Source organism: Nocardia sp. Root136, assembly GCF_001427185.1.
Classification (GTDB): Bacteria; Actinomycetota; Actinomycetes; order Mycobacteriales; family Mycobacteriaceae; genus Nocardia; species Nocardia salmonicida.
Map to the genome: position 1 here is coordinate 399,351 of NZ_LMFE01000008.1, position 21,489 is coordinate 420,839.

20 protein-coding genes are annotated in these 21,489 nt (G+C 66.1%); 9 read left to right on the top strand and 11 right to left on the bottom strand.

The window, feature by feature from the left end; translation table 11 throughout:
- Position 1: 1 nt before the first annotated feature.
- From ASD42_RS22990 to ASD42_RS23005, 4 genes are read right to left on the bottom strand one after another with little or no spacing between them, the layout of a single operon-like run.
- On the bottom strand, positions 2-1,501 hold the full coding sequence (locus ASD42_RS22990; protein ID WP_056820196.1) for a carboxylesterase/lipase family protein: 1,500 nt from the start codon (positions 1,499-1,501) through the stop codon (positions 2-4).
- Entirely contained in the window at positions 1,498-2,583 is a 1,086-nt protein-coding gene (locus ASD42_RS22995; RefSeq protein WP_056820200.1) for an acyl-CoA dehydrogenase family protein, read from the bottom strand. The genes ASD42_RS22990 and ASD42_RS22995 overlap by 4 nt, the downstream gene beginning before the upstream one ends.
- A 9-nt stretch (positions 2,584-2,592) precedes the next feature.
- Positions 2,593-3,750 (bottom strand): acyl-CoA dehydrogenase family protein, encoded by a 1,158-nt coding sequence (locus ASD42_RS23000; protein ID WP_056820203.1) that lies wholly within the window; start codon positions 3,748-3,750, stop codon positions 2,593-2,595.
- A gap of 28 nt (positions 3,751-3,778) precedes the next feature.
- Positions 3,779-4,786 carry a phosphotransferase family protein gene (locus ASD42_RS23005; RefSeq protein WP_056820509.1) on the bottom strand — a complete coding sequence of 336 codons (1,008 nt, stop codon included), beginning with the start codon at positions 4,784-4,786 and terminating at the stop codon, positions 3,779-3,781.
- 207 nt (positions 4,787-4,993) lie between these two features.
- Between ASD42_RS23005 and ASD42_RS23010 the strand changes: the two genes are divergently transcribed.
- The 5 genes from ASD42_RS23010 (at position 4,994) to ASD42_RS23030 (ending at position 9,669) form a co-directional block, all read left to right on the top strand.
- Complete coding sequence (locus tag ASD42_RS23010; RefSeq protein WP_235569783.1) at positions 4,994-5,977, top strand: lipase family alpha/beta hydrolase; 984 nt, start codon at positions 4,994-4,996, stop codon at positions 5,975-5,977.
- Positions 5,978-5,994: 17 nt separating this feature from the next.
- Positions 5,995-7,317 (top strand): QsdR family transcriptional regulator, encoded by a 1,323-nt coding sequence (locus ASD42_RS33955; RefSeq protein WP_056820208.1) that lies wholly within the window; start codon positions 5,995-5,997, stop codon positions 7,315-7,317.
- A gap of 107 nt (positions 7,318-7,424) precedes the next feature.
- Positions 7,425-8,036 (top strand): RDD family protein, encoded by a 612-nt coding sequence (locus ASD42_RS23020; RefSeq protein WP_056820213.1) that lies wholly within the window; start codon positions 7,425-7,427, stop codon positions 8,034-8,036.
- Between the two features lie 74 nt (positions 8,037-8,110).
- Positions 8,111-9,142 (top strand): MauE/DoxX family redox-associated membrane protein, encoded by a 1,032-nt coding sequence (locus ASD42_RS23025; protein WP_056820216.1) that lies wholly within the window; start codon positions 8,111-8,113, stop codon positions 9,140-9,142.
- Between the two features lie 176 nt (positions 9,143-9,318).
- Positions 9,319-9,669, top strand: coding sequence for a BP74-related protein (locus ASD42_RS23030; RefSeq protein ID WP_056820218.1), 351 nt, complete (start codon positions 9,319-9,321; stop codon positions 9,667-9,669).
- 71 nt (positions 9,670-9,740) lie between these two features.
- On the opposite strand, the gene ASD42_RS23035 is transcribed toward ASD42_RS23030, so the two are convergent.
- Positions 9,741-11,285, bottom strand: coding sequence for an MFS transporter (locus ASD42_RS23035; protein WP_063893704.1), 1,545 nt, complete (start codon positions 11,283-11,285; stop codon positions 9,741-9,743).
- Positions 11,286-11,612: 327 nt separating this feature from the next.
- Between ASD42_RS23035 and ASD42_RS23040 the strand changes: the two genes are divergently transcribed.
- Entirely contained in the window at positions 11,613-12,623 is a 1,011-nt protein-coding gene (locus ASD42_RS23040) for a glutathione S-transferase family protein (protein WP_056820221.1), read from the top strand.
- Positions 12,624-12,735: 112 nt separating this feature from the next.
- Complete coding sequence (locus ASD42_RS23045; protein WP_056820225.1) at positions 12,736-13,770, top strand: hypothetical protein; 1,035 nt, start codon at positions 12,736-12,738, stop codon at positions 13,768-13,770.
- Positions 13,771-13,773: 3 nt separating this feature from the next.
- Here the strand turns inward: ASD42_RS23045 and ASD42_RS23050 are convergent, their stop codons facing one another.
- From ASD42_RS23050 to fdxA, 4 genes are read right to left on the bottom strand one after another with little or no spacing between them, the layout of a single operon-like run.
- Positions 13,774-14,148, bottom strand: coding sequence for a hypothetical protein (locus ASD42_RS23050; protein WP_056820228.1), 375 nt, complete (start codon positions 14,146-14,148; stop codon positions 13,774-13,776).
- A gap of 3 nt (positions 14,149-14,151) precedes the next feature.
- The gene (locus ASD42_RS23055) at positions 14,152-14,808 is read right to left on the bottom strand and encodes a hypothetical protein (protein ID WP_056820231.1); all 657 of its coding nucleotides are present in this window, start codon (positions 14,806-14,808) and stop codon (positions 14,152-14,154) included.
- Between the two features lie 40 nt (positions 14,809-14,848).
- Positions 14,849-15,769 (bottom strand): D-alanyl-D-alanine carboxypeptidase family protein, encoded by a 921-nt coding sequence (locus ASD42_RS23060; protein ID WP_235569784.1) that lies wholly within the window; start codon positions 15,767-15,769, stop codon positions 14,849-14,851.
- Between the two features lie 59 nt (positions 15,770-15,828).
- Complete coding sequence (gene fdxA / locus ASD42_RS35380; protein WP_084787261.1) at positions 15,829-16,221, bottom strand: ferredoxin; 393 nt, start codon at positions 16,219-16,221, stop codon at positions 15,829-15,831.
- Between fdxA and ASD42_RS23070 the strand changes: the two genes are divergently transcribed.
- A complete protein-coding gene (locus ASD42_RS23070; RefSeq protein WP_235569794.1) occupies positions 16,123-17,013 on the top strand; it encodes a LysR substrate-binding domain-containing protein in 891 nt (296 codons plus the stop codon). The two genes, fdxA and ASD42_RS23070, sit on opposite strands and share 99 nt — an antisense overlap.
- Before the next feature lie 39 nt (positions 17,014-17,052).
- Here the strand turns inward: ASD42_RS23070 and ASD42_RS23075 are convergent, their stop codons facing one another.
- Positions 17,053-18,108, bottom strand: a complete 1,056-nt coding sequence (locus ASD42_RS23075) for a Gfo/Idh/MocA family protein (protein WP_084787262.1) — start codon at positions 18,106-18,108, stop codon at positions 17,053-17,055.
- 54 nt (positions 18,109-18,162) lie between these two features.
- Complete coding sequence (gene rph, locus ASD42_RS23080) at positions 18,163-20,769, bottom strand: rifamycin-inactivating phosphotransferase (RefSeq protein ID WP_056820234.1); 2,607 nt, start codon at positions 20,767-20,769, stop codon at positions 18,163-18,165.
- Positions 20,770-21,184: 415 nt separating this feature from the next.
- On the opposite strand from rph, the gene ASD42_RS23085 reads away from it, so the two are divergent.
- The gene (locus tag ASD42_RS23085; protein ID WP_056820236.1) at positions 21,185-21,475 is read left to right on the top strand and encodes a hypothetical protein; all 291 of its coding nucleotides are present in this window, start codon (positions 21,185-21,187) and stop codon (positions 21,473-21,475) included.
- Positions 21,476-21,489 lie beyond the last annotated feature (14 nt).

Sequence of the window (21,489 nt, forward strand, 5' to 3'; positions counted from 1 at the left end):
GTCAGTCCTGTCGTCCTGGGTGGCGCGTCGCATTTTCCTCGGCACGCGGATTGCCGACCAGCTCCGAGGAAGGCTCGCCGAAGGTCATGACCAGCTTGTGCTCGGCGTAGCGGGGCCAGCCGGGGTCACCATGGGTGGCGAAACCGATCCAGGCCGAGTGCATTTCGTCAGCGATCCGCTGTGGCGGATTCGGACCGGTGAGGCTGCTTGCCGCGGCCAAGGTGTCGAAGACGAACGGCACCTCGAGTCCGTGTATCGCACCCAGATCCGCGCGCCGCCACCCGAACTCGTACAGGAACGCCGGAGTGTCGACAGCGGTCTGCGATTCGACGAGTTCCCTGGTGGGACCACGGAATACCGCATCGGTCACCATCGCCGCGAACAGGTCACCCGCGGTCGCCTCGGGACGGTTGGCGGCATACGGCCTGATCGACGAAGCGCCGATGCCGAAGCGTGCGAGCGCGAACGGTAGCGCGTCGACAGTGATCGCGTCCCCGAGTCCGGTGGGCACCGTGAACAGCCGGAACTCCTCGGTGGTGCAGCCCGCGAGCAAGGCGATGCCACGGGCGGATCCCGCCGCGATCGCCTCGGCGGGTACCGAGGGAAGAACATCGCCGTCCACGACCGGAAAGAAGCTCATGCCGGCCCCTGCGACCAGCACCGACTCCCCCCAGCGCGCCGGGTCCGGATCGCGGGCCAAGGCCGCACGGACCGACTCCTGCGCGGCCAGCAGCGCCGACGGTGACACTGCCGCGAAGGCTTCCGCGGTCGCGGGCACACCCAATGCCTCAGCGAGTTCGCCACTCAGCACACGAGCATCGTCGACGGTCGCCGCGACGCCGCCGTTGCCGCTCTGCATGATCGCCCGTGCGAACAGCCCGGTGGCAGCGGGCGAGCTCAGCAACGAGGCGACGCTCATCGCACCCGCTGATTCGCCGAAGACCGTGACATTGTCGGGATCTCCGCCGAACGCCCGCACGTTCTCACGCACCCAGGCCAGCGCGAACAGCTGATCGAGCAGGCCGCGATTGGCCGGTGCACCGTCGAGCACGGCGAAGCCCGCGGCACCGAGCCGGTAATTGATCGCCACGAGCACCACCCCGTCACGGGCGAAGGCGGTTCCGTCGTACGCCGGTACCGCGTTGGACCCGTGCACGAACGCGCCTCCGTGGATCCACACCATGACCGGCAGACCGCCCCCGCCGGGGTCGGGCGTCCAGATGTTCAGGTTCAAGCATTCCGTGCCCGCCACCAGGTAGGTGCCCAATATCTGTTCGATAGCGGGCGGGTAAGCACCTTGCGGGCACGTCGGCCCGAGCGCGTCCGCTTCTCGAATCCCCGTCCAGCCCAACACCGGTGCGGGCGCCCGGAAGCGAGCCCGCCCCACCGGAGCAGCTGCGAAAGGCACTCCGAGAAACGCGCTGACACCGTCGACGGTCCGGCCCCGCACCTTGCCGCCGGTGACCTCGACGACCGGTCGCCCGGTGACCGCGGGCTTCACAGGTCGACCATGTCGTACTCGGCGACCCGGTCCATCAGGAATCGCAGATGGTCATCAGAATTTCCGAGCGTCTGTTCGATGGCGGTGAGCCGCGCGAAGTAGCGCGATATCGGATGCTCCTCGGTCATTCCGATGCCGCCGTGCAGTTGGACAGCCTCTTGACCGACGAACCGTGCCGACCGCCCGACACGCAGCTTCGCCCGCGAGGCCACCGTCTGGTCGATCAGGCCGTCGGCCAACGCCGTCGAGGCGTACACGGACATGCCGTGGGCGAGCGCGACCGCGATGTGCATGTCGGCGGCGCGGTGGGTGAGCGCCTGGAAGCTGCGCAAGGGAACACCGAACTGTCTTCGGGTACATAGATATTCGGCAGTGATACGCAAGGCCTCGGTCATCGCGCCCACAGCCTCGGCGCACAGCGCGGCTTGGGCCGCGACCTGGGCGGCTTCGATGGCAGAGTCGGCACCCAGCGCGGCCAACGGCTCGGCGGTGGCCTGTTCGAAGACGATGTCGGCCACGCGCATACCGTCATGGGTGGCACTTCCACGTCTGGTCACGCCCGCGTCGGCGGGGTCGACGAGGAACAGGCCGATACCGTCGGGCCCGGTCGCGCTGACAACGAGCAGGTCCGCTTCGGCGCCGTAGAGAACGGGTGACTTACGCCCGCTCACTCGCCACGAAGCGCCCCGCCGGACAGCAGCCGTCGAGCAGGTTCGCAGTGGCCAGCGCGAGCACAGCTCCTCGTGTGCGAACGCGAGCCGCAGGTCCCCCGCCGCGACCTTCGGCAGCAGTGCGCGGCGCTGGCCAGGACTGGCCGCCTCGACCAGCAGGCTTCCTGGTAGGTAGGCGCAGTCGAGTACCGGAATCCGGGCCGGGCAGGCGCCGAGTTCCGACATCACGATCATGGCCTCGATCGGACCCGCACCCTGGCCACCGTCGGATTCGGGAAAGGTCAGCCCAAGCAACCCGAGGTCGGCGAAGGTGGCCCACAGATCATCCGACGCTGCAGGCGCAGGGTCGGCCAGGACGTCGCTGACGGTGTCGCGCAACATCGTTTGTTCCGCAGTCGGTTCGAAATTCATGGTCTGGGCTCACAGTCCGAGGATCGTCGAGGCGATGATGCCGCGCTGCACCTCGGTCGATCCTCCGTAGATGGATGTCTTGCGGCAGTTGAGGTAGGCGGCCGTGCTGCGACCGGCCCATCGGTTGTGGTCCGGCAGGAGCGCGCTCGGACCCGCGACTTCCATCATCAGTTCGGTGGCGGCCTGCTGGAGTTGGCTGCCACGGAGTTTCAGAATCGATGCCGTCTGCGCCGTCCGGTCTTGCTTCGCTCCGGCGATCGCGCCGATCTGGATCAATTCCAGTGCGAGCGTTTCGTTTTCGAGTTCGGTGAGCCGCGCGGCGAACAGCGGGTCGTCGAGCAGCGTGCCCTTGCCTACCCGGGTGTGACGGGCGCGCGTTTTGATCGTCGACAGCCGGACTTTGGTGCGTCCGATCGCGGCCATGCCGGTGCGCTCGTTGCCGAGCAGGAATTTCGCGTAGGTCCAGCCTTGATTCTCCTGTCCGACTAGATGTTCGGCCGGCACGCGGACGTCGTCGAGGAACACCTCGTTCACCTCGCGGCTGCCGCCGATGAGCTCGATCGGCCGCACCGTGACCCCGGCCGCGTCCATCGGGATCAACAACAGCGAGATTCCCACTTGCTTCTTCGCCGCACCGGGGTCGGTACGGACCAGGCAGAACATCCAGTCCGCGTACTGGGCCATGCTGGTCCAGATCTTCTGCCCGTTGACGACGTAGTCGTTGCCGTCGCGAGTCGCGGTGGTACGCAGGGAGGCGAGGTCCGAGCCCGCTTCGGGTTCGGAAAACCCCTGACACCACCAGATGTCGAGGTTGGCGGTAGGGGGCAAGAACCGGGCCTTCTGTTCCTCGGTGCCGAACCGGGCGATGACCGGGCCGATCATGTCGACATTGAAGGTCAGCGGTTCCGGTACCGACGCGAGCGCCATCTCGTCGTGCCAGAGATGGCGTTGAATCGGGGTCCAGTCCCGGCCACCCCACTGGTGCGGCCAGTTCGGCACCGCGATGCGGTTGGCATCGAGGATGCGCTGGGTGGTGACGAGCGCCTCGCGGCTGAGCTCGCGTCCTTCCCGCACGCCATCGCGGATCTCGGGCGGAATTTCGTTGCGATACAGGGACCGCAGATGATTGCGGAAGGCGATCTCATCGCCGGTCAGTGCCAATTGCATGGTGGTTGTCGTCTTTCTGCGCTGGTGGTCAGATGCCGGTAGCGGTGGCCACCACGTCGGCGAGCTCGACGAGGTGATCGATCTGTTCGGTCGTCGGAGCCCCGGCATGGGTGCTGTTGTCCGGGTTGTCGAGTGCTCGGCGCCGCACGCCTTCGGCGATGATCGCCAGCTTCCAGAGCCCGAGTGCGTGCCAGAAGGCCAGTGCCGCGGGGTCACGTCCGGTGTGGTCGAGGTATTCGTCGACGAGTTCCTGCCTGCTGGGGAACCCCGGCAGCGTGGTCATCTCGAATCCCGCGACCCCGGGTTCGCCCGGTTCCGTCCAATAGGCGAGCAGGCTGCCGAGGTCGGCGAGTGGGTCGCCGAGTGTGCACAACTCCCAGTCGAGGACCGCGGTGATCGAACCGTCGCCGGGCGCGATGATCATGTTGCGCAGGTGGAAGTCGCCGTGCACCAACGTTCGTTCCCGCTGTTCGGGGATCGCGGCAGTCAGCCGATCGGTGAGCTGATCCACCAGCGGGAGATCCCGGGTTCGGGACTGTTCCCATTGCCTGGACCAGCGGCGGATCTGACGTTCGGCATAGGGGCGGTGTCCGGCCAGGTCGGTCAGTCCGGTGGCGGTGAGGTCGACGGCGTGTACCTGCGCGAGTGCGCGGACCGAGGCCAGCGCCGTGGCCCGACGCTGATGGGGCGTGAGCTTCCGCGCGACGGACATGTCCTCGATGACCTGACCCTCGACATGCTCGAGCAAGACCATCGGGACGCCGTCCTGAGCACCCACCCCGAGAATCAGCGGCACCGGCACGTCGGTGTCGAACAAGGCACCCATGACCCGCGCCTCGCGGACAACGTCGTGGGCCGAGGCGAGCAGCTCGCCCAGCGGCGGTCTGCGCAGCACCCAGCGACGGGCGGCGGTGTCGGTGACAAGGAACGTCAGGTTGGAATTGCCCCCTCCGATGCGAGCGACCTCCACCGGGCCCGCGCACCGCAGACCGAGCGAGATCAGCCATTCGCGCAAGTGGACGCGGTCGATGGTCAGTTCGGCAGCACTGCCGGTGTTGTGCGTGGATGCCGGGCACACGTCAGATGACTCCTCGAATGGAACGAATATGAGTAGACGTTCCATCAAGCCCGCCGTCATGTCAACCGATCTCTCACAAATACGCGAGTTTTGCGCGATATGGCTTTACTTCCAGTAAAGCCATGCTAGAACTTCTGGCAGTACAACGATGTCCTAGGAGTGCTCATGTCTTCTCCCGCCCGAACCACCGACCGTCGACGCCCCGGCGTCATGAAACGGCTGATCCTGGCCGCGACACTGGGCTGCGCCGCCGCTGCCGGTGCACCCGCCACCGCGCAGGCAGCTCCGCAGTACCCCGTTCCGTACGGGCTGATTCCTGGAATCGTCCACTTCGTCGACCGGGCCTCCCCGCCCGGAGCCAACGACTGGAACTGCCGTCCGAGCGCCGAACATCCGGAACCGGTGGTGCTGGTGCACGGTCTCACCGCGACGATGGCCGCCAACTGGACGACCATCGCGCCGCTGCTGGCGAACAACGGCTACTGCGTGTTCGCGCTGAACTACGGCCTCGACCCGGCCGCGCCGGTGCCGTTGAACCTGATTCCGGGCACCAAGTCGATGCGGGAATCATCGGCTCAGGAGCTCGCGCCGTTCGTGGATCGCGTGCTCGCAGCTACCGGAGCGCAGAAGGTCGACCTCGTCGGCCACTCGGAAGGCACCGTGATGCCGCGGTGGTACATCAAGTACCTGGGCGGAGCGGCCAAGGTCGCCAAGTCGGTGAACCTGACCCCGCTCAACGACGGCACCAGGGCCGGCGGTCAGGCGCTGATCGCCCGCGCTCTCGACCTGCTCGGAGTCTGGGACGACCTCCAACTCCGTTCCGAGGCATTCGGATTCGGCGCGAGCCTGCAGATGACGAGCGGCTCCGACTACCTCGACGCGGTGAACTCCGGTGACGCCTACCCCGCCGACATCGACTACACCTTCATCATGACCCGCTGGGATCAGGTGGTGGCTCCGCATACCAGCGGCATGGGACCGATCGCCCCGAACGTCACCAATATCGTCGTGCAGGACCAGTGCCCGCTGGCGATCTTCGAACATGCCGGCGCCGCCTCGGATCCGGTTGTCGCACAGCATATTCTCAATGCCCTCGATCCGGCCAACCGCGTGCCGGTCAACTGCTTCGCCCACCCGCGCAACGGCTGACGGTAGTCTGCTGCATCATGACCAGGTCCGATTCGGAGTCGGCCGACGACCGGCCGCGCCGCCGTTCCACGGCGGTGCGGCCATCCGACGACACGCTGCTCGACGGAGTGCTCTCGGTATTCGCCGCGCACGGCTTCGACAACGTCACCATGGAGCAACTGGCCACCGCGGCCGAAACCTCCAAACCGACGCTGTACGCGCACTTCGGAACCAAGGAACAGCTCTTCGACGCGTGTGTGCGCCGCGAGGCGGCGAGCCTGCTGGAGTGGATGCGGGAAAGCTACCGGCGCGCACAGGGTTTCGATCTCGACCGGCACATCGCGACGACAACGCGAGCACTGTTCGACTTCGCCGCCACCCACACCGAGGGCTTCCACGTGCTGTTCGGGGCGCCGACGGCGGGACGATCACACGAGGTAAGGACAGCCACGATCCAGTCGGTCGCCGACACCGTCGCCGAACTGATCCGGCACGAATACGGTAGCGCCGACCTGCAATGGGGCGCCAGCGCCGATTTCTGCGCGGCGGCGATCGCCGACATCGGGGTGCGCGGCGTGCAGCAAGCCCTCGCCCAGCACCTCGATTTCCCCGCGGCCGCGAATCTGACGGTCTCGATCATCGTCGCGGCGATGCGCCATCTCGATCCGGCTGCCGTGCGTGGGGTCGATGCGGGCACAACACCGACCGCAGAGCCATCCCTACCCGATGAGCCGACCACGCCGGGCGACGCACCGCGGCCCCGCGATACACAGTCGGCTCCGCTCCTGTCCCCCACCGCACCCCCCAATGATGTGCTCGACACCGCGATCCGTATCTTCCTTCGCGGTGAACGTCTGGAATTACATGCCGTAGCAACGGAACTCGGGATCAGCCGCACCACCATCTACCGCCGATTCGGCACCAGAGAAGACCTGCTCGGTATCGCCATAGCCCGTCAGTTCGAACGCCTGCTCAACGCGATCGACAGCGAGTGCGACAGCCGCGGCGCCCACCGCATCTCCGAAGTCTTCGATCGAATACTGCGCCGCCTGGCGGCCGACCCGGCACTGCGCACTTATCTCCAGAACGAATCACCGGCGGCCCTTCGACTGGTCACGCAGGCCGACGGGCCGGTCCATCGCGGCAGCGTCGCACTGGTCGAGCGACTCATCCAGCGCGCCCAAGAACAGGATGGATACCGCCCCCCGATCGACCGAACAACCCTGGCTTTCGCCCTGGTCCGCCTCGGCGAGAGCTTCCTCTACAGCAACGCCGTCGCCGACACCGAAGGCGACATCGACCACCTCCTACAGGTGCAAACGACCCTGCTCGGAGTAGCCGGCCCGGTCGGCGAATCGTGAGTTCGGCGCTTCACACCACGCGGAGTCGCTAGCCTTGGTCGGGCGGCCACAGTGAAAGCGCAAGCGGCCGAGCAGGATCAACGACCATCGGTTCACTGTGAGGTCAGATGCCGTATCAAGCCGCTCCGTTCCTTCGCCGACTGGCCGCAAGGCTCATCGACTTCGTGGCCTGCCTGGCACTCACCTTTCTCATCGCCTTGCCGATAAGCCTGCCAGTGGTACTCACGGCGATGGCGATCGGCGAGACGTACGAGGACGTTGTTTACAGCGTCGGAGCCTGGTTGTGCTATTTCGCCGCCTATATCGGGCTCGAGGTCTTCCTCCTGGTTCGCCGAGACGGACAGACGCTCGGCAAGGGCTTACTCGGGCTACAGGTGGTTCCCGCCGATGCCTGGGCTCGACCTGGACTCGGCCTGCGTCAGGCTGCGGTCCGGATGCTGATCATCTTCTTGCCGTTCTTCCTCATATCGGTCTCGGGCAGCAACCCGGACTCGTCGGTATTGAATGCGTTGGCGCTGATCGGATTCGGCACATTCGCGGTCAGCTGCGTGCTCGCGATGGTCACCGCGAACGGTCGTCGAGCCGTCCACGATCTGGCGACAGGAACACGGGTGGTTCGGGCCGCGACGCGCAGGGTCGAGGTCAAGAAGGATCTACTGATGGTCCTGCCCGGCCGCGTCGATCTGTCCAAACGACACCTGGACGGCTCCGCTCGGTAGTACGCCCGGACTGTGGCGAAAGCTGTTCCAGCAAATTATGTTTCAGAGCCCTTCGTCTGTGGGATGGTGCCGGAATGCTGATCGAATACGGAGTGTGGGGTTCGCGATTGGTACTGGCTGGGGCCTTCGGACTGTCGACGTGGGGGAAGTTGGCGGACGGGCCCGCGACGCGGAAGGCGGTGGCGGATTTCGGGATACCCATCAGGTGGGTTCCCCTCGTGGCGATCGGATTACCGGTAGCCGAAGGACTGGTGGCAGCCGGGGTGCTGTTGCCATGGACCGCCGCGGTCGCGGGCAGCGTGGCGTTGCTGCTGCTCGCCGGTTTCACCGCGGCTATCGTGCGGTTACTACTGCGGGGTGAGCATCCGAACTGCTCCTGCTTCGGAGCGGCGAGCGCGGGGCCGATCGGGCCCGCGACACTGGTGCGCAACGGACTGTTGATGACACTCGCCGCTCTGGTCACCGTGGGGGCGCTGCGGTATCCGCAGGTTCCGGCCGGGTTGCCCGCCGAGGCCACTGCCGGGCTGGCGCTGATCGTGATCTTGGCGGTGGTGCTGCTCTGGACGCTCGGGGAGCTGCGCGCGCTGGGTCGGCGGGTCGACGAACAGGCGCTGTCGACGCTGGGCGCGGAGGGTCTGCCGGTCGGTGCGGTGGCACCCGAGTTCGAGTTGCTGGCCGTCGAGGGTGGGCGGATCAGCTTGGAGTCGCTCCTGGCGCCCGGCAAGGCAGTACTGCTGGTGTTCGTCCATCCCGGCTGCGAGATGTGCGCGGCGCTGGCTCGTGAGTTGCCGCGGTGGCAATCACGGGTCAGGAAGGTTCTGACGGTCGTACTGGTCGGCAATGGTGATCTCACCGAACATGCCGCCTGGGGCCGCGCGCAGGAGGTGGGCGACATACCGGTACTGGTGCAACAGGGCAACGAGGCGGCTCTGCGCTACCGGGTTCGGGGCACGCCATCGGCCGTGTTGATCGGCGCGGACGGTCGGGTCGCGGGCGCTGTCGCGCGAGGTGCGATGGCGGTCCGGGAGCTGATCACCGCGGCGAAGGCGGATTCTGGACGGCAGTCACCGCGTCGAGACGAGCTCGCCTCAGGGACGCGCCGATGAGCACTCCCCCGTTGCCCCGTTTCGCGGATAAAAACCGACCGATTCCCTAAACCTGTTGCTTACCAACAGTTTTCATCGGCAATACGCTCATGCGCACGCGATTCGGCCGATATACTCGGCCACGCAACACGCTCGACTCCCGCTCGCTCGAAAACACATCGACAAGGGGAAATGTCATGGCGCTCTTTGCATTCACCGACTACAGCGGAAAAGAGTTCATTTTCCAGCTGAACAACGAACAACGTATCGCGGAGGCGCGGCGGATCCTGTCCGGCGATGAGACGATGTCCATCCACGTCATGGGCAGAATCCGCAAGACCGCGCAGAGCTACAACCCCGGGTGGAACTTCCACCTGGATCCCGACACCATCACCTTTTTCACCATGGCCATCGAGGTCTGCGACTCGAGCATCGTGTACACCGAGGATCACCTCGACGAAGCATGCGGAGCGTTCTTGCCCGGCTGCTTCTGGTGTCCCTGGTCGTCGCGACTGACTCGTGAAGTGACAGCCTCGGTCAGCGCCTGATGCCGGTTCCGGCCGACGCACCGAGCGTCGGCCGGAACAGCCTCTGCGAGTTAGTGATTCGTACCTCTGAATCAGGTGATATCCGCACGGTGACGTGCCGCGTCGATGGCAGTGAAGGCCGCGGCGGCGAGAATCATCAGCGCCGAAACGAGCAGCGCCACGTCGAGTCCGTGATGGAAGGCCGCCTTGCCCGCGTTGAGCACCTCGGACACCTTCGACAGGTATTTCAGATACGGGCCGATATCGACGCCCTCGGGAATCTTCCCGAGTTCCACCGCTTGGATGGCGTCGGGCTGTAGCGAGGTCGGCAAACCCAGTTCGTTCATGCGCGCCTTCAGGTCCGAGGACAGGAATCCGCTCACCAGCGAACCGAGGACTGCGACACCGAAGGCCGAGCCGACCTGGCGCATCGTATTGGTCACCGCGGCAGCCATTCCCGAGTGTTCCGCCGGGACGCCCGACATCACGGCCGATGTCAACGGCACCACCGCGATCCCGAAGCCGAAGCCCGCCACCGCCATCGCGGCCGACAGCGAAGGATCGTGGATTTCCCCGGACAGCATGTGGCGGGTGAACAAGATCCCGCCCGCGCCGATCACACAGCCGAGAATCATCGGGGTGAGCGCACCACGCCTCGCTACCCAGAGCCCCGCGACCAGCGAGCCGATCACGATCGCGCCGGCCATCGGCGCGAAGACCGTGGCCGTGCGCGCGCCCGAATACGACTGCATCACCTGCAGATACAGCGCGGTGAAGAAGAAGATCGAGAAGATGCCGAAATAGACGGCGAAGGCCACCAGCAGTGCGCTGCGCACGGCAGGAAAGCGCAGGTAGTGCAGGTCTAGCATGGGTGCGCGCGCTCGTGTTTCGACGGCGATGAACCCGACGAACGCGAGCGCGCCTATCGCGAAGAACGCGAGCACCGACGGCGCGGTGTAGCCCCGGTCCTGACCGGAGATCGCGGCATAGATCACCGACCCGAACGCCGCCGCGCCGAGCACCGCGCCTGCCCAGTCGATGGGCTCCGGACTCGGATCGGCGCTTTCCGGCACCGACCACAGCGCGATGACGAGCGCCACCGCCGCGAACACGAGGTTGAACCAGAAGATCGAGCGCCACCCGTACGCGTGGACCAGCACGCCGCCCAGCACCGGTCCCGCCGCCAACGCCAGCCCCGACACCGCCGCCCACACACCGATCGCCTTGGCTCGAGTCCGATCGTCGGGAAAGACATGGCGCAGCACCGACAGCGTTCCCGGTTCCGACGCCGCGGCGCCCAGTCCCATGATCGCGCGGCCCGCGATGAGCACCGCGACACTGCTCGCGAGCGCGGAGACCACCGACCCGGCACAGAAGATCACCAAACCGATGATCATCACCCGCTTGCGCCCCCACCGGTCCCCCAGCGAGCCACCCGCCAACATCAACCCGGCGAACACCACGGTGTAGGAGTTGACCACCCACTGCAACATCGTCACGTCGGCACTCAGATCACGCCGGATGTCCCCCAGCGCCACACTCACGATCGTGGTGTCGAGGAACGTCACGAACACCACCACAGCGACCGCGGTCAGAGCGATGCGTGGTCGCGCCGCCCCGCCCGGCGCTTTGCCCATCGGTATCACGGGCCACAGGTTACTGGCGGGTTCGTCCGTATGCGAGCCGGACGGCGGTCACGACATCGGCAGGACAGATCGCGATCACGAGCCGAGTTCGCCGCGACGCCACTGGAATCCCCTACCCCACCTGCCGACTTCTCGTTTACGGCCCGCGTACCTTTCGGACTACCGCGCAGCAGCTCGATGAGGTGCGCACCGCGATTTCCTCCAGAGTTCGCGCCATGAACATGTCGGCCTCGAGTGGAGCGCGACCGCACAAGAACGCCATGGCTGTCCCGGGCGTTGATCGACTCGCCGAGCGCGTGGGTATGCGAGACTGAGGCGGTGAGCGATGCCGGTGCGGGCACCTACGTCGAGGCGGGCGAGTTCCGTCGCGACACCAACTACATCACCACGCGGATCACCGCCGACGGAGGTGATGGATATCCGGTCGAAGCGGGTCGCTATCGACTCGTCGCGGCCAGGGCCTGTCCGTGGGCAAATCGCACGCTGATCGTGCGGCGGCTGCTCGGGCTCGAACCGGTGCTGTCACTGGGCCTGTGTGGGCCCACCCACGACAAGCTGAGCTGGACCTTCGATCTGGATCCGGGCGAGGTCGACCCGGTCCTCGGCATCCACTACCTGCGCGACGCCTATCTGGCCCGGTTCCCGGACTATCCGCGTGGGATCACCGTGCCCGCCGTCGTCGAGATCGCGTCCGGGCAGGTCGTCACCAACGACTACGCACAGATGACCCTGGATTTCTCCACGGAATGGACCGCGTATCACCGGCCGGGCGCACCGCAGTTGTATCCCGAACCGCTGCGCGCGCAGATCGACGAGATCAACCGGGACGTGTTCCGCGACATCAACAATGGCGTCTACCGCTGTGGTTTCGCCGGCGATCAGGACGCCTACGATGCCGCCTACGCTCGACTCTTCGCCGCCCTCGACCGGATCGCCGATCGACTGAGCACGCAGCGCTATCTGGTCGGTGACACGATCACCGAGGCCGACGTGCGGCTGTTCACGACGCTGGCCCGTTTCGATCCCGTCTATCACGGCCATTTCAAGTGCAACCGCACCAAACTCAGCGAGATGCCGGTGCTGTGGGCATATGCCCGCGACCTGTTCCAGACCCCCGGCTTCGGCGACACCATCGACTTCGGGCAGATCAAGGAGCACTACTACGTGGTGCACCGCGATATCAACCCCACCGGAATCGTCCCCGCGGGACCGGATCTGTCGAACTGGCTCACCCCGCACCATCGCGAGGAACTGGGTGGGCGCCCCTTCGGCGACGGAACCCCGCCACCCGCGCCGGTTCCCGCTGAACAGGTACCCCCGATCGGCTGAGACCTTCACCGACAGACGGTCCGGATAGTCAAGCGCGGCAACAGCTTCCGGAGACCGTTTCGCGATCTTCGGGACAGAATCGTGTCGGTGGTCATCGCTAGCGTGCTCAGGTATGGACACCATGCCCGACGGACGTTTCACCGACTTGCTGACGCAGTTGCGTGCGGGTGAGTTCCGCACGTTCGTCCGAGCCGACGTCGAACAGGTGTGCCGCACCGCGGGATGGACCCTGCTCAGCGACGGTGCGGTCGACATCCCGCACACACCCTCCGGTGGCCGAATTCGCGACGACCACGATCCGTATGCCGAGAGCGAGCGGATGCAGCTGTCCATCGCCGTCGCGACCATCGAGGCAGAACAGTTCCGTCGCTACCTGGACCTCGCGGTGGCGACATGGGGTCCGCCCACCTGGTTTTGCGGTCTGGCGGATCTCGGTGTCGGCTGGGTCGACGGCGATACGCTGCGTACGCTCGAGCTCTCCGAGTGGGGAGGCTTGTCCGTGCGGGTCGAGTCCACCGATTCCGATGCCAACAGCAGGTGGTGGCACTGGAAGACCCAGTACCACTATCCCGAATTCGTCGACGCAGACGACCGGATTCCGGTTGACGAGCACGATATCGAGTACAACAGCGCCGACGACTACGAGGTCGGCTTCACCTGGTCCGCCTCACCGGCCGGTTCGGACGGCCGCGGCAGCGAGATCTGGAGCGTCTATACCCTCGGGCATCTACGCGGCCTACTGACCGATCTGCTGCGCAGCGTTCACCTCGCCATGCGCGCGCTCGGCCCCGGCCCCGAACCGCTCGTGCTGCACTTCTTCGACCGCGACAAGACACCGGATCGCTACGCCCAACTCGAGTTGTCCCCGACCGAGATCCGCCTGCGCGCCTTCACCACCGAATCCACCCGCCCACACCTCGACGAGCTCGGCTTCGTGGACTGTGGCGACGGCAGCTCCACGCGGATGTGGCCGACCGAACGCGACCAGGCACGAGCCGCCGCCACCGTCACTACGGTCTTCCTGCATCGAACCGGCCTCGGCACCGAGAAGCTGACGATGACCGAGTCGGGCAAGCCACTGTCGATCGACAACTTCTCGGTGGATCTACAGGTCGATCTGGAAGGCGATGACGAAGATCTGAGTTGACCGTCAGCTGTCCTGCACGCGCTCGAACGGCCCGTCCGACGGTTCGGGTCGGTGCCCGACGCGGCCGATCACCGCGGCGAGCAGGAGCAGAGCGCCCAAGATCACGACGTGTGCGGCGAACAGCACCAGCATGGGTAGTGCGAAGCCCTCGTCGGTGAGGACACCGCGGTCGCTGACGCAGTAGAGCGTGTAGTTGGTCGAGGTTCCTTCGGAGTCGTGGAAGGTGTCGGAGACGACCACGGGCTCGGTGGCCGGAGACGAACAGAACAGCGGTGCGGTGAGTTTCGCTTCGCCCGGCCAGACGGCGACGGCAACAATAATCGTCAGAAAAGCGGCGGCGCTGACGAGGGAAACCGCTGCTACCAGTACGCGTCGCATGCGCTACACCTGCTGTGCTCGGAGGAATGCGCCGGTGCGGTCGAATTCGACGACCATCTCCGAGCGCGGCGACAAGACGTTGGCGACGATGCGGATCTCGCGGCCGAAACGACTCACCACGATGACGGTGACCTGGCCGTCGGGCAGTTCGCTGCGGGCGAGGGCGGTGTCGACGATCTCTTCTACTCGTGACAGGCCGGGCACCTCGCTGACGGTGAAATCCTCGCCGTCGAGGTCGTCGAACGCGGAGACCCGGACCGGGCGTGGTGCGCTCAATTCCCCGAGGGTGAAGGAATAGTCGTCGAGTTGCCGCGAACGATCAGGTGGCCGCACACGCAGGCGGACGGTGGGTGCCCGAGCGGCCAGCACTGCGTCGTCAGCCATGAACCGCGTGATCTGGGCGGGTTGATCGTCCAATGTCAGGCGGAACTGGGTCGAGTTCGGCGGAGTGAGGATGATGAGGTTCGCTTCGACGTCGGTGACGCCGGTTCGCTGGGTGAGCGCCGCGATGGCGTCCTGCGGCAACGCACTCACCAAACCGCCGCCACGCGATCGGAGCTGATCCTCGAAATCGGCCCGGTCAACCGCGCCCACACAGGCACTCGTACTGCCGAGCACGATCAGGCAGACGAGGACCCGAAACCATCTGCCACCGCGCACATCCCGAATGCTAGGCGTTGCGCTCGGATCGCGCCGGTCGTCAGCCTCCGATCGGCTGCAGAACGCGCAGGATCGGGTCGTAGGCCCAGTTCAGCATGCGCTCGGCGTCCTGCCTGGCCGCTGCGCTGCTGTGGTCCGAGCTGTGCAGAACCACACCGATCATCGGGATGCCCGCGCGAACCGTCTCGAACATCAAGCAGTGACCCGCGGCGTCGGTGTTGCCGGTCTTGATACCGATGGTGCCGGGATACTCGTCGAGCATGCGGTTCGTGGTTTCCCAGTGGTGTTCACGGTTGGCAGGCCCGGCCGGAACGTGGAAGTTCCTCGCGCCGACGATCTCACGGAACAGCGGCAGGTTCATCGCGCGCACACCCAGCGCCACGAGATTTGCCGGTGTCGAATAGGTGGAGAAGTCGGTGGGGTACGGCATGCCGGCCGGGTCGCTGAAATGTGTTCCCGCCAAACCCATGACCCGCGCGGTGTCGTTCATCCTGGCCAGGAAACCGCCCTGGCCGGGCCCGAACGACTCGGCGACGGTGTAGGCGGCGTCGCAGCCGGAGGGCAGCAGCAGCGCGTACAGCAGTTGGCGCGCGGTGAGCACCTCGCCGGCGACCAACCCCGCGGTGCTGCCGTTTTCCCTGGCGCAGTAGGCCCCCGCTTCCTGCGGCACCGTCACCGGCCGTTCGAGGTCGCCGCTGGCGATCACGACCACCGCCGTCATCACCTTCGCGATACTGGCGATCGGGACCGGGGTGTTCGCCTCGCGCGACCACACCACCATCCCGGTGAGTCCTTCCGCCAACGCCGCACCCGACGCGTGGACGCCGTCCGGCCCGGCGGCCGGCCATGGCAGCAGACCGTCAGCACTCCCGGTGGGTGCGGCATCGGCAACGCCGTGACCAGCAACGACGATCAGAACCCCAGCAGTGACGGCGTGCACCATCTTGGCGAATGTCCGCATGGCGACATTCTGGCGTACAACTAGACCGACCTGCGGGATTTGCCGCCTCGATTCGAGAACTACACCTCGAACGCCCGCACATAGGCCGTATCGACGCCGAGGACACCGACCGATGTCGCGCCGCCCGGATGACCGAGTGGCTCGATTCTCCCGGGCAGCGGTTCGTGGAAGAAGAGGGCGTTTTCGGTGATGAACTGTTCTTGGCCCGACGGCAGATCGTCTTCGTAGTAGATGGCTTCGACCGGGCAGGCGGGTTCACACGCGCCGCAGTCGGTGCACTCGTCGGGTTGGATGTAGGCCATCCGATCGCCGATGAAGATGCAGTCGACCGGGCACTCCTCGATGCAGGCCCGATCCAGGATGTCCACGCAGGCGGCGGCGCCGCGCGCCGACACGGCATCAGCCAACCCGCGGTCGGCATGCGCATCAGCGCGCTGGAACGGCGACTGCATCTGCGGCTGCTCGATCGCGGACCCACCGGTTCGGCGTTGACCGATGCCGGTTCGGCCGTGGTCGAACTGGGTCGGCCGGTACTGGCCGCGAGCCGTGCCTTGATGGAGGGTGTCGCGAACCTGCACCGCGAGCTGGCACCACAACTGCATGTGATCGCCTCGAAGACCATTGCCGATCACCGGATCCCGCAGTGGCTGGCGGCGTTGCGCAAGCTTCGACCCGAGCTCGCCGTCGAACTGGATGTTGCGAATTCTCACCAGGTGACCACGGCGGTACGCGATCGCGACGTCGTGCTCGGATTCGTCGAAGGACCGCAGGCGCCCTCGGGATTGGGTAGCCGGGTACTCGTGGCCGACGAGCTCGTTGTCGTTGTCGCACCGACCCACCCGTGGGCTACTCGCGGTCGGCCGGTGAGCCCACGCGAGCTCGCCGAGACGCCACTGGTGTGGCGCGAGAAGGGTTCCGGAACCAGGGACACGGTCTGGGCGGCACTCGAGATCCACGGCACCCCCGCACGACCCGCGGCCGAACTCGGTTCCGCCGCAGCGATTCTCGCGACCACCCGTAGCGGCCTCGCTCCCGCGGTCGTCAGCCGCCTGATCGTCGCCCACGAACTCCGTGCGGGCACCCTGCACGAGGTGGACCTGGCCGATTCGATAGTTCTGACCCGGAAATTCCGCGCCATCTGGCACCGCCGCACCCCACCCTCCGGCCCCGCGGCCGATCTGGTCGAGCTCGCCGCCCGCATCGAATCGGCCCGTCCGACAGCACGACGATCGCCGCGAAACTGAGCCCACCGCACCTCGGTCCACCCGACAGCGAAACTCCGCTCACAGCAACAGGTTCGGCATCGATACCGGGCGCGATCCCTCCCGCAGCGAGCGGGCGCCCACAACACCGACCAGCGAAGCCGCTACCGCCGGGCCGATCGGTACGAGCGGTGGCGCACCCTCCTCCACGCACGCCCGGAAGCCTTGCAGGATCCGGACCGTGCCTTCGGCTTTCGGTTCGACGAGCGTGCCGTCGGAGAGGGCCATCGGCGCGGGCCTGCGTTCCTCGTCGCGGGTGACGCCATCCCGATCGGTCCAGCCTTCCTTGCGCACGCGCACCGACCACGCACGCCCGCCGGGCGCGCGGACCGATTCGGCCAAACCCTCGGTGCCGCGCACCGAAACCCAACTCCAGTGGCTGTCCGGTTCGCCCTGCAGGAATCCGTGCCGGGTGATGGCCAATCCGCCGCCGCTGAGCCGGACCACCATGACCACAGCGGCCCTGGCATCGGCGGAGTCGACGTGAAAGGCCGTCACCTCGGTCGGCAGCTCCCCGGTGAGGGCGAGGATCGGCGACAGGGTGTGAGTGCAGTACGCCGTCGGTTCGATGCGGCCTCGCCAGTGGCCGGGATCGCCGATCAGGCTCGAGACGTCATCGGGTGACATCCCGTGCAGATAGTCCGCTTCCACGAGCGTCACCTGACCGATCTCCTTGGCCTCCAGAACATTTCGAATGAGCTGAACATGCGGATGGAAGACGTAGTTCTCGGCGAAGGAGTACGTCGCGGAGGAGCGCCGTTCGGCATCGAGCAACGCCGCCGCTTGCCATTCGTCCACACAGGCAGCGGATTCGGAGAGCACGTGGATACCGCGTTCGAGGAAGGCGATGGCCAAGGGCGCGTGCTCGTCGAAGTTGTTGGCGAGCACCACCGCGTCGAGGTCGTGGTGCAGCAGGGCACTCCAGTCCTCGAACACGGCCGCCTGTGGCAGGAGCTCGGCCGCCTCGGCCCGCCGGGTCGGGTCGCGATCGCAGGCGGCCACCACCTCCATACCCAGTCGGCGACACCAAGTCGCCAGGTACATCCCCATTGTCAAACCGACCACACCGACGCGCACGTCCACCATCCTTCCCATTTCTCAGCAATCGATCTGTCGGCTCGAAGACGTTGACTACTGCTGCGACAGCATCTCGACGTAGCCATCGGTGCCGTTCACCCGGATGCGCTGCCCGTCGCGGATCAGCTCGGTGGCATGTTCCACGCCGACCACGGCGGGCAGGCCGTATTCGCGGGCGATCACGGCACCGTGGGTCATCAGGCCGCCCACCTCGGTGACCAGCCCCGCGATGCCGACGAACAGTGGGGTCCAGCTCGGATCGGTGTAGGCGGTGACCAGGATGTCGCCCGATGCGAGGTCGGCCTGCGCGATATCGGAGATCACCCGGGCGCGGCCTTCGATCGTCCCGGCCGAGACCGCCAGGCCGGGCAGCGCGTCGGCGGGCAGATCCTCGCGTCGATACGCCCCGGTGAGCGCTTCGCCGTCGGAGGTGAGCACTCGCGGCGCGGTGAGCGACTGATAGGAGCGAAACGCGTCTTTTCGTGCGGCGACGAGTTCCTGATCCGCCCGGTGCGTGCGAACCACCTCGTGCAGCTCATCGAACCGCAGAAAGAAGAGGTCGTCGGCCTCGCGCAACACACCGGACTCCACCAATCGTTCGGCCTCGCGCAGCAGTGCCTGTTTGTAGACGAAGTAGCGGCTGACCATGCCGTACTTCGGGTACTCCCGATAGCCGGAGAAAGTGCGCACGCGCTCGATCATCTGCTCGGTCTCGACGGCTTTCTGTTCCCCGTCGGGAAGTGCTCGTAGAGCTCGCAGAATCTGTTGTTGCTTCTGCTGCGAATCGCGAAGGCCGTCGTCGAAGCGCTGTCTCCCCGCGCCGGGCCCGAAGTTCTTGATATTGCCGAGGATTGTCGACACCAACGTGGCGGGGCTCTCGCTCCACCGCAGCCTGGTGATGTCGATTTCGCCGGCGCAGCGCATGCCGTACTCGACGAGGAAGTCCTCGATCGCGGCTCTCGTCTCGTCACCGCCCGGAAAATCGGCCAGACCGACCAAGAAATCGTCGTCCTCGATCTGCTCCAGGTACGCCACCACCTCCGGGTGCGGTCGGATCACATCGGCAACGTCCAGCAGCGCCAGACCCATTTCCGATGTCACGTTCCCGGAAACCGACTGGGTGAGGGCATCGGCGGCGTTCTTCTCGCCCAGCCATTCTCGCAACCGATCGTTGAGCCACTCCGTGGCGTCCATCGCGGCCATGATCACCTGTAAACCCCGGGGCGCGAACAGAACCCGCCGCAGTTCCTCCTGGATATCGGATCGGATGAAGTCGAGCAACGCCGGTCCGGACAGGTTTGCGATCTCGCCTCTCAACGCCGTAAGAGAAGCCTCGCTCTCGGCGATCAGCTCGGTGACGATGTCGGGATCGGTCTCGATCTCCTCGGCAGCGATGCCGAACGGTGCGGCTGGTGCACCGGAATCCTCTTCTGGCACTTGATGAACGAAGTTATCGCGTTCCAGCACGGTGCGCAGCGCGTCTCCCATCAACGGGTCGGATTTACCGAGGCCCGCGACCAAGGCGGCGCCTTTCATAGGTGCGGACATCATCGCGGTGACGTCGACGAACAAGCGACCGCCCGCGTCGCGCATCGGCGCGTTACTCGTCAGCTGCCACACCGAGATCCCCAACGGCTTCATCGCATCGGTCATCATCTGCTGATGGCCGACCGACACATAGACGTGGTTCTCCCCGTCGGCGGCGACGGGGATCGGGAACAGGGTGGTGATCGGCCTGCTCTGCACGATCCGGAAACCATCACCGTCCGAACACCATTCGATGTCCTGGGGGCTGCCGAAATGTGCTTCGATGCGACGGCCGAGCCGCGCGAGGCGCAGCACCTCGTCATCGGAGAGCACCGGCTCGTTTCGGCGCTCCGGCGCGATCTCGTGCACCTGGGTACCGCCCGTCGGCACCGGCTCGACGGCGACCTTCTTGGTGGCGATCGCCTTGCTGGTGATGCGGTCGTCGCGCACCTGGTAGACGTCGGCATTGACGAGACCTGATACGAGAGCCTCGCCGAGACCGAAACCGGCGTCGATGGACACCACGGTTCGGTCGGAGCTGACGGGGTCGGCCGTCATCAGAATGCCGGCGGCCCGCGCGAACACCATCCGCTGTACGACGACGCTCATCTGAATCATTTTCTGGTCGAAGCCGTTTCGCAGTCGATAGGTGACGGCTCGCTCGGTGAACAGCGAACCCCAGCACCGGCGCACGTGCTCGAGGATCGCCGCCGCTCCCACGACATTGAGAAAGGTGTCCTGCTGACCGGCGAACGACGCGGCGGGCAGGTCCTCGGCCGTCGCACTGGACCGCACGGCGTAGGCGCCGTCGATTCCGAGCCGAGCATGCGCGGCGAGGATCGCCTCCGCTACCTCCTCGGGAACGACCAGCTCCTCGACCGTGCGCCGCAGCTGTTCGCTCAGCACGGAAATCGCCGCCCGATCCCCCGGCTCGAGGCGCGACAGCTCGTCGAGCCGATCGTCGAGCGACGATGCCCCCGCCACCGTGCGCGCGAAGGCCTCGGTCGTCACACAGAAGCCGTCCGGCACCTCGACACCGTCGATTCGCGACAACTCACCGAGGTTCGCCCCCTTACCGCCGACGATCGCGACCTGCGTCCGATCGACCTCGTCGAACCCGAGCACAAATGCCATCTCGCTACTCCTCACCTGGTGGTTTCGGTTTTCGCGAGCGATTATGGACCAAGAATTGACGCCTCATGAGGGCCCGGAATCGTGTATACAGTAGAAAGGGGAAACAACGACGGGCGCTCGTACGCCTGGCTCCGGCGGCGTATCCGCCGACCCTCCCGACTTCCAGTCGACCGAAAATCCGATCGGTGACGATCCATCAGGGTTGCCGAGTTCTGAGCTGCCGCACTACAGGCCGTCCCCTTCCTGTTGCCGATCGATTGCGGATGCCGAGATTTTCACCTCGAGCGCCGATCCGGGCCGTCTGCGACCCCGAATACCTGACAGCTCAGCAAGTACGCAGCATCCCGCCATCGGACGCACACGACGCGGTGTCGACCGTTCCAGCCGCACCAGCGGCTTTGCCCGTGAGGACAACATGGTCAACGAGAACCCGCTCGACGCCCCGCCCACCCAGGCTGCGGCCGACGCTCCAGCTGAGCCCGGCCCACCGTCGTGGGCAGCGCCGGCCCTGCTCCTCTCGGTACTGATGCTCGGCCTGGACCTGCTGGCTCTGATTCCGCTCGGTGCCTGGATGCGCGACTACGGTATCGGCCTGATCGGCACGATCTACCTGATCCACGTGCTGGCATCGACCGCGGTGGCCGCCTGGACCCTCAGCTGGTTCCCGCTCCTGCTCGATATGGAACCCGATCAGCAGAGCTCCTAGCGCTCCGGTGACGC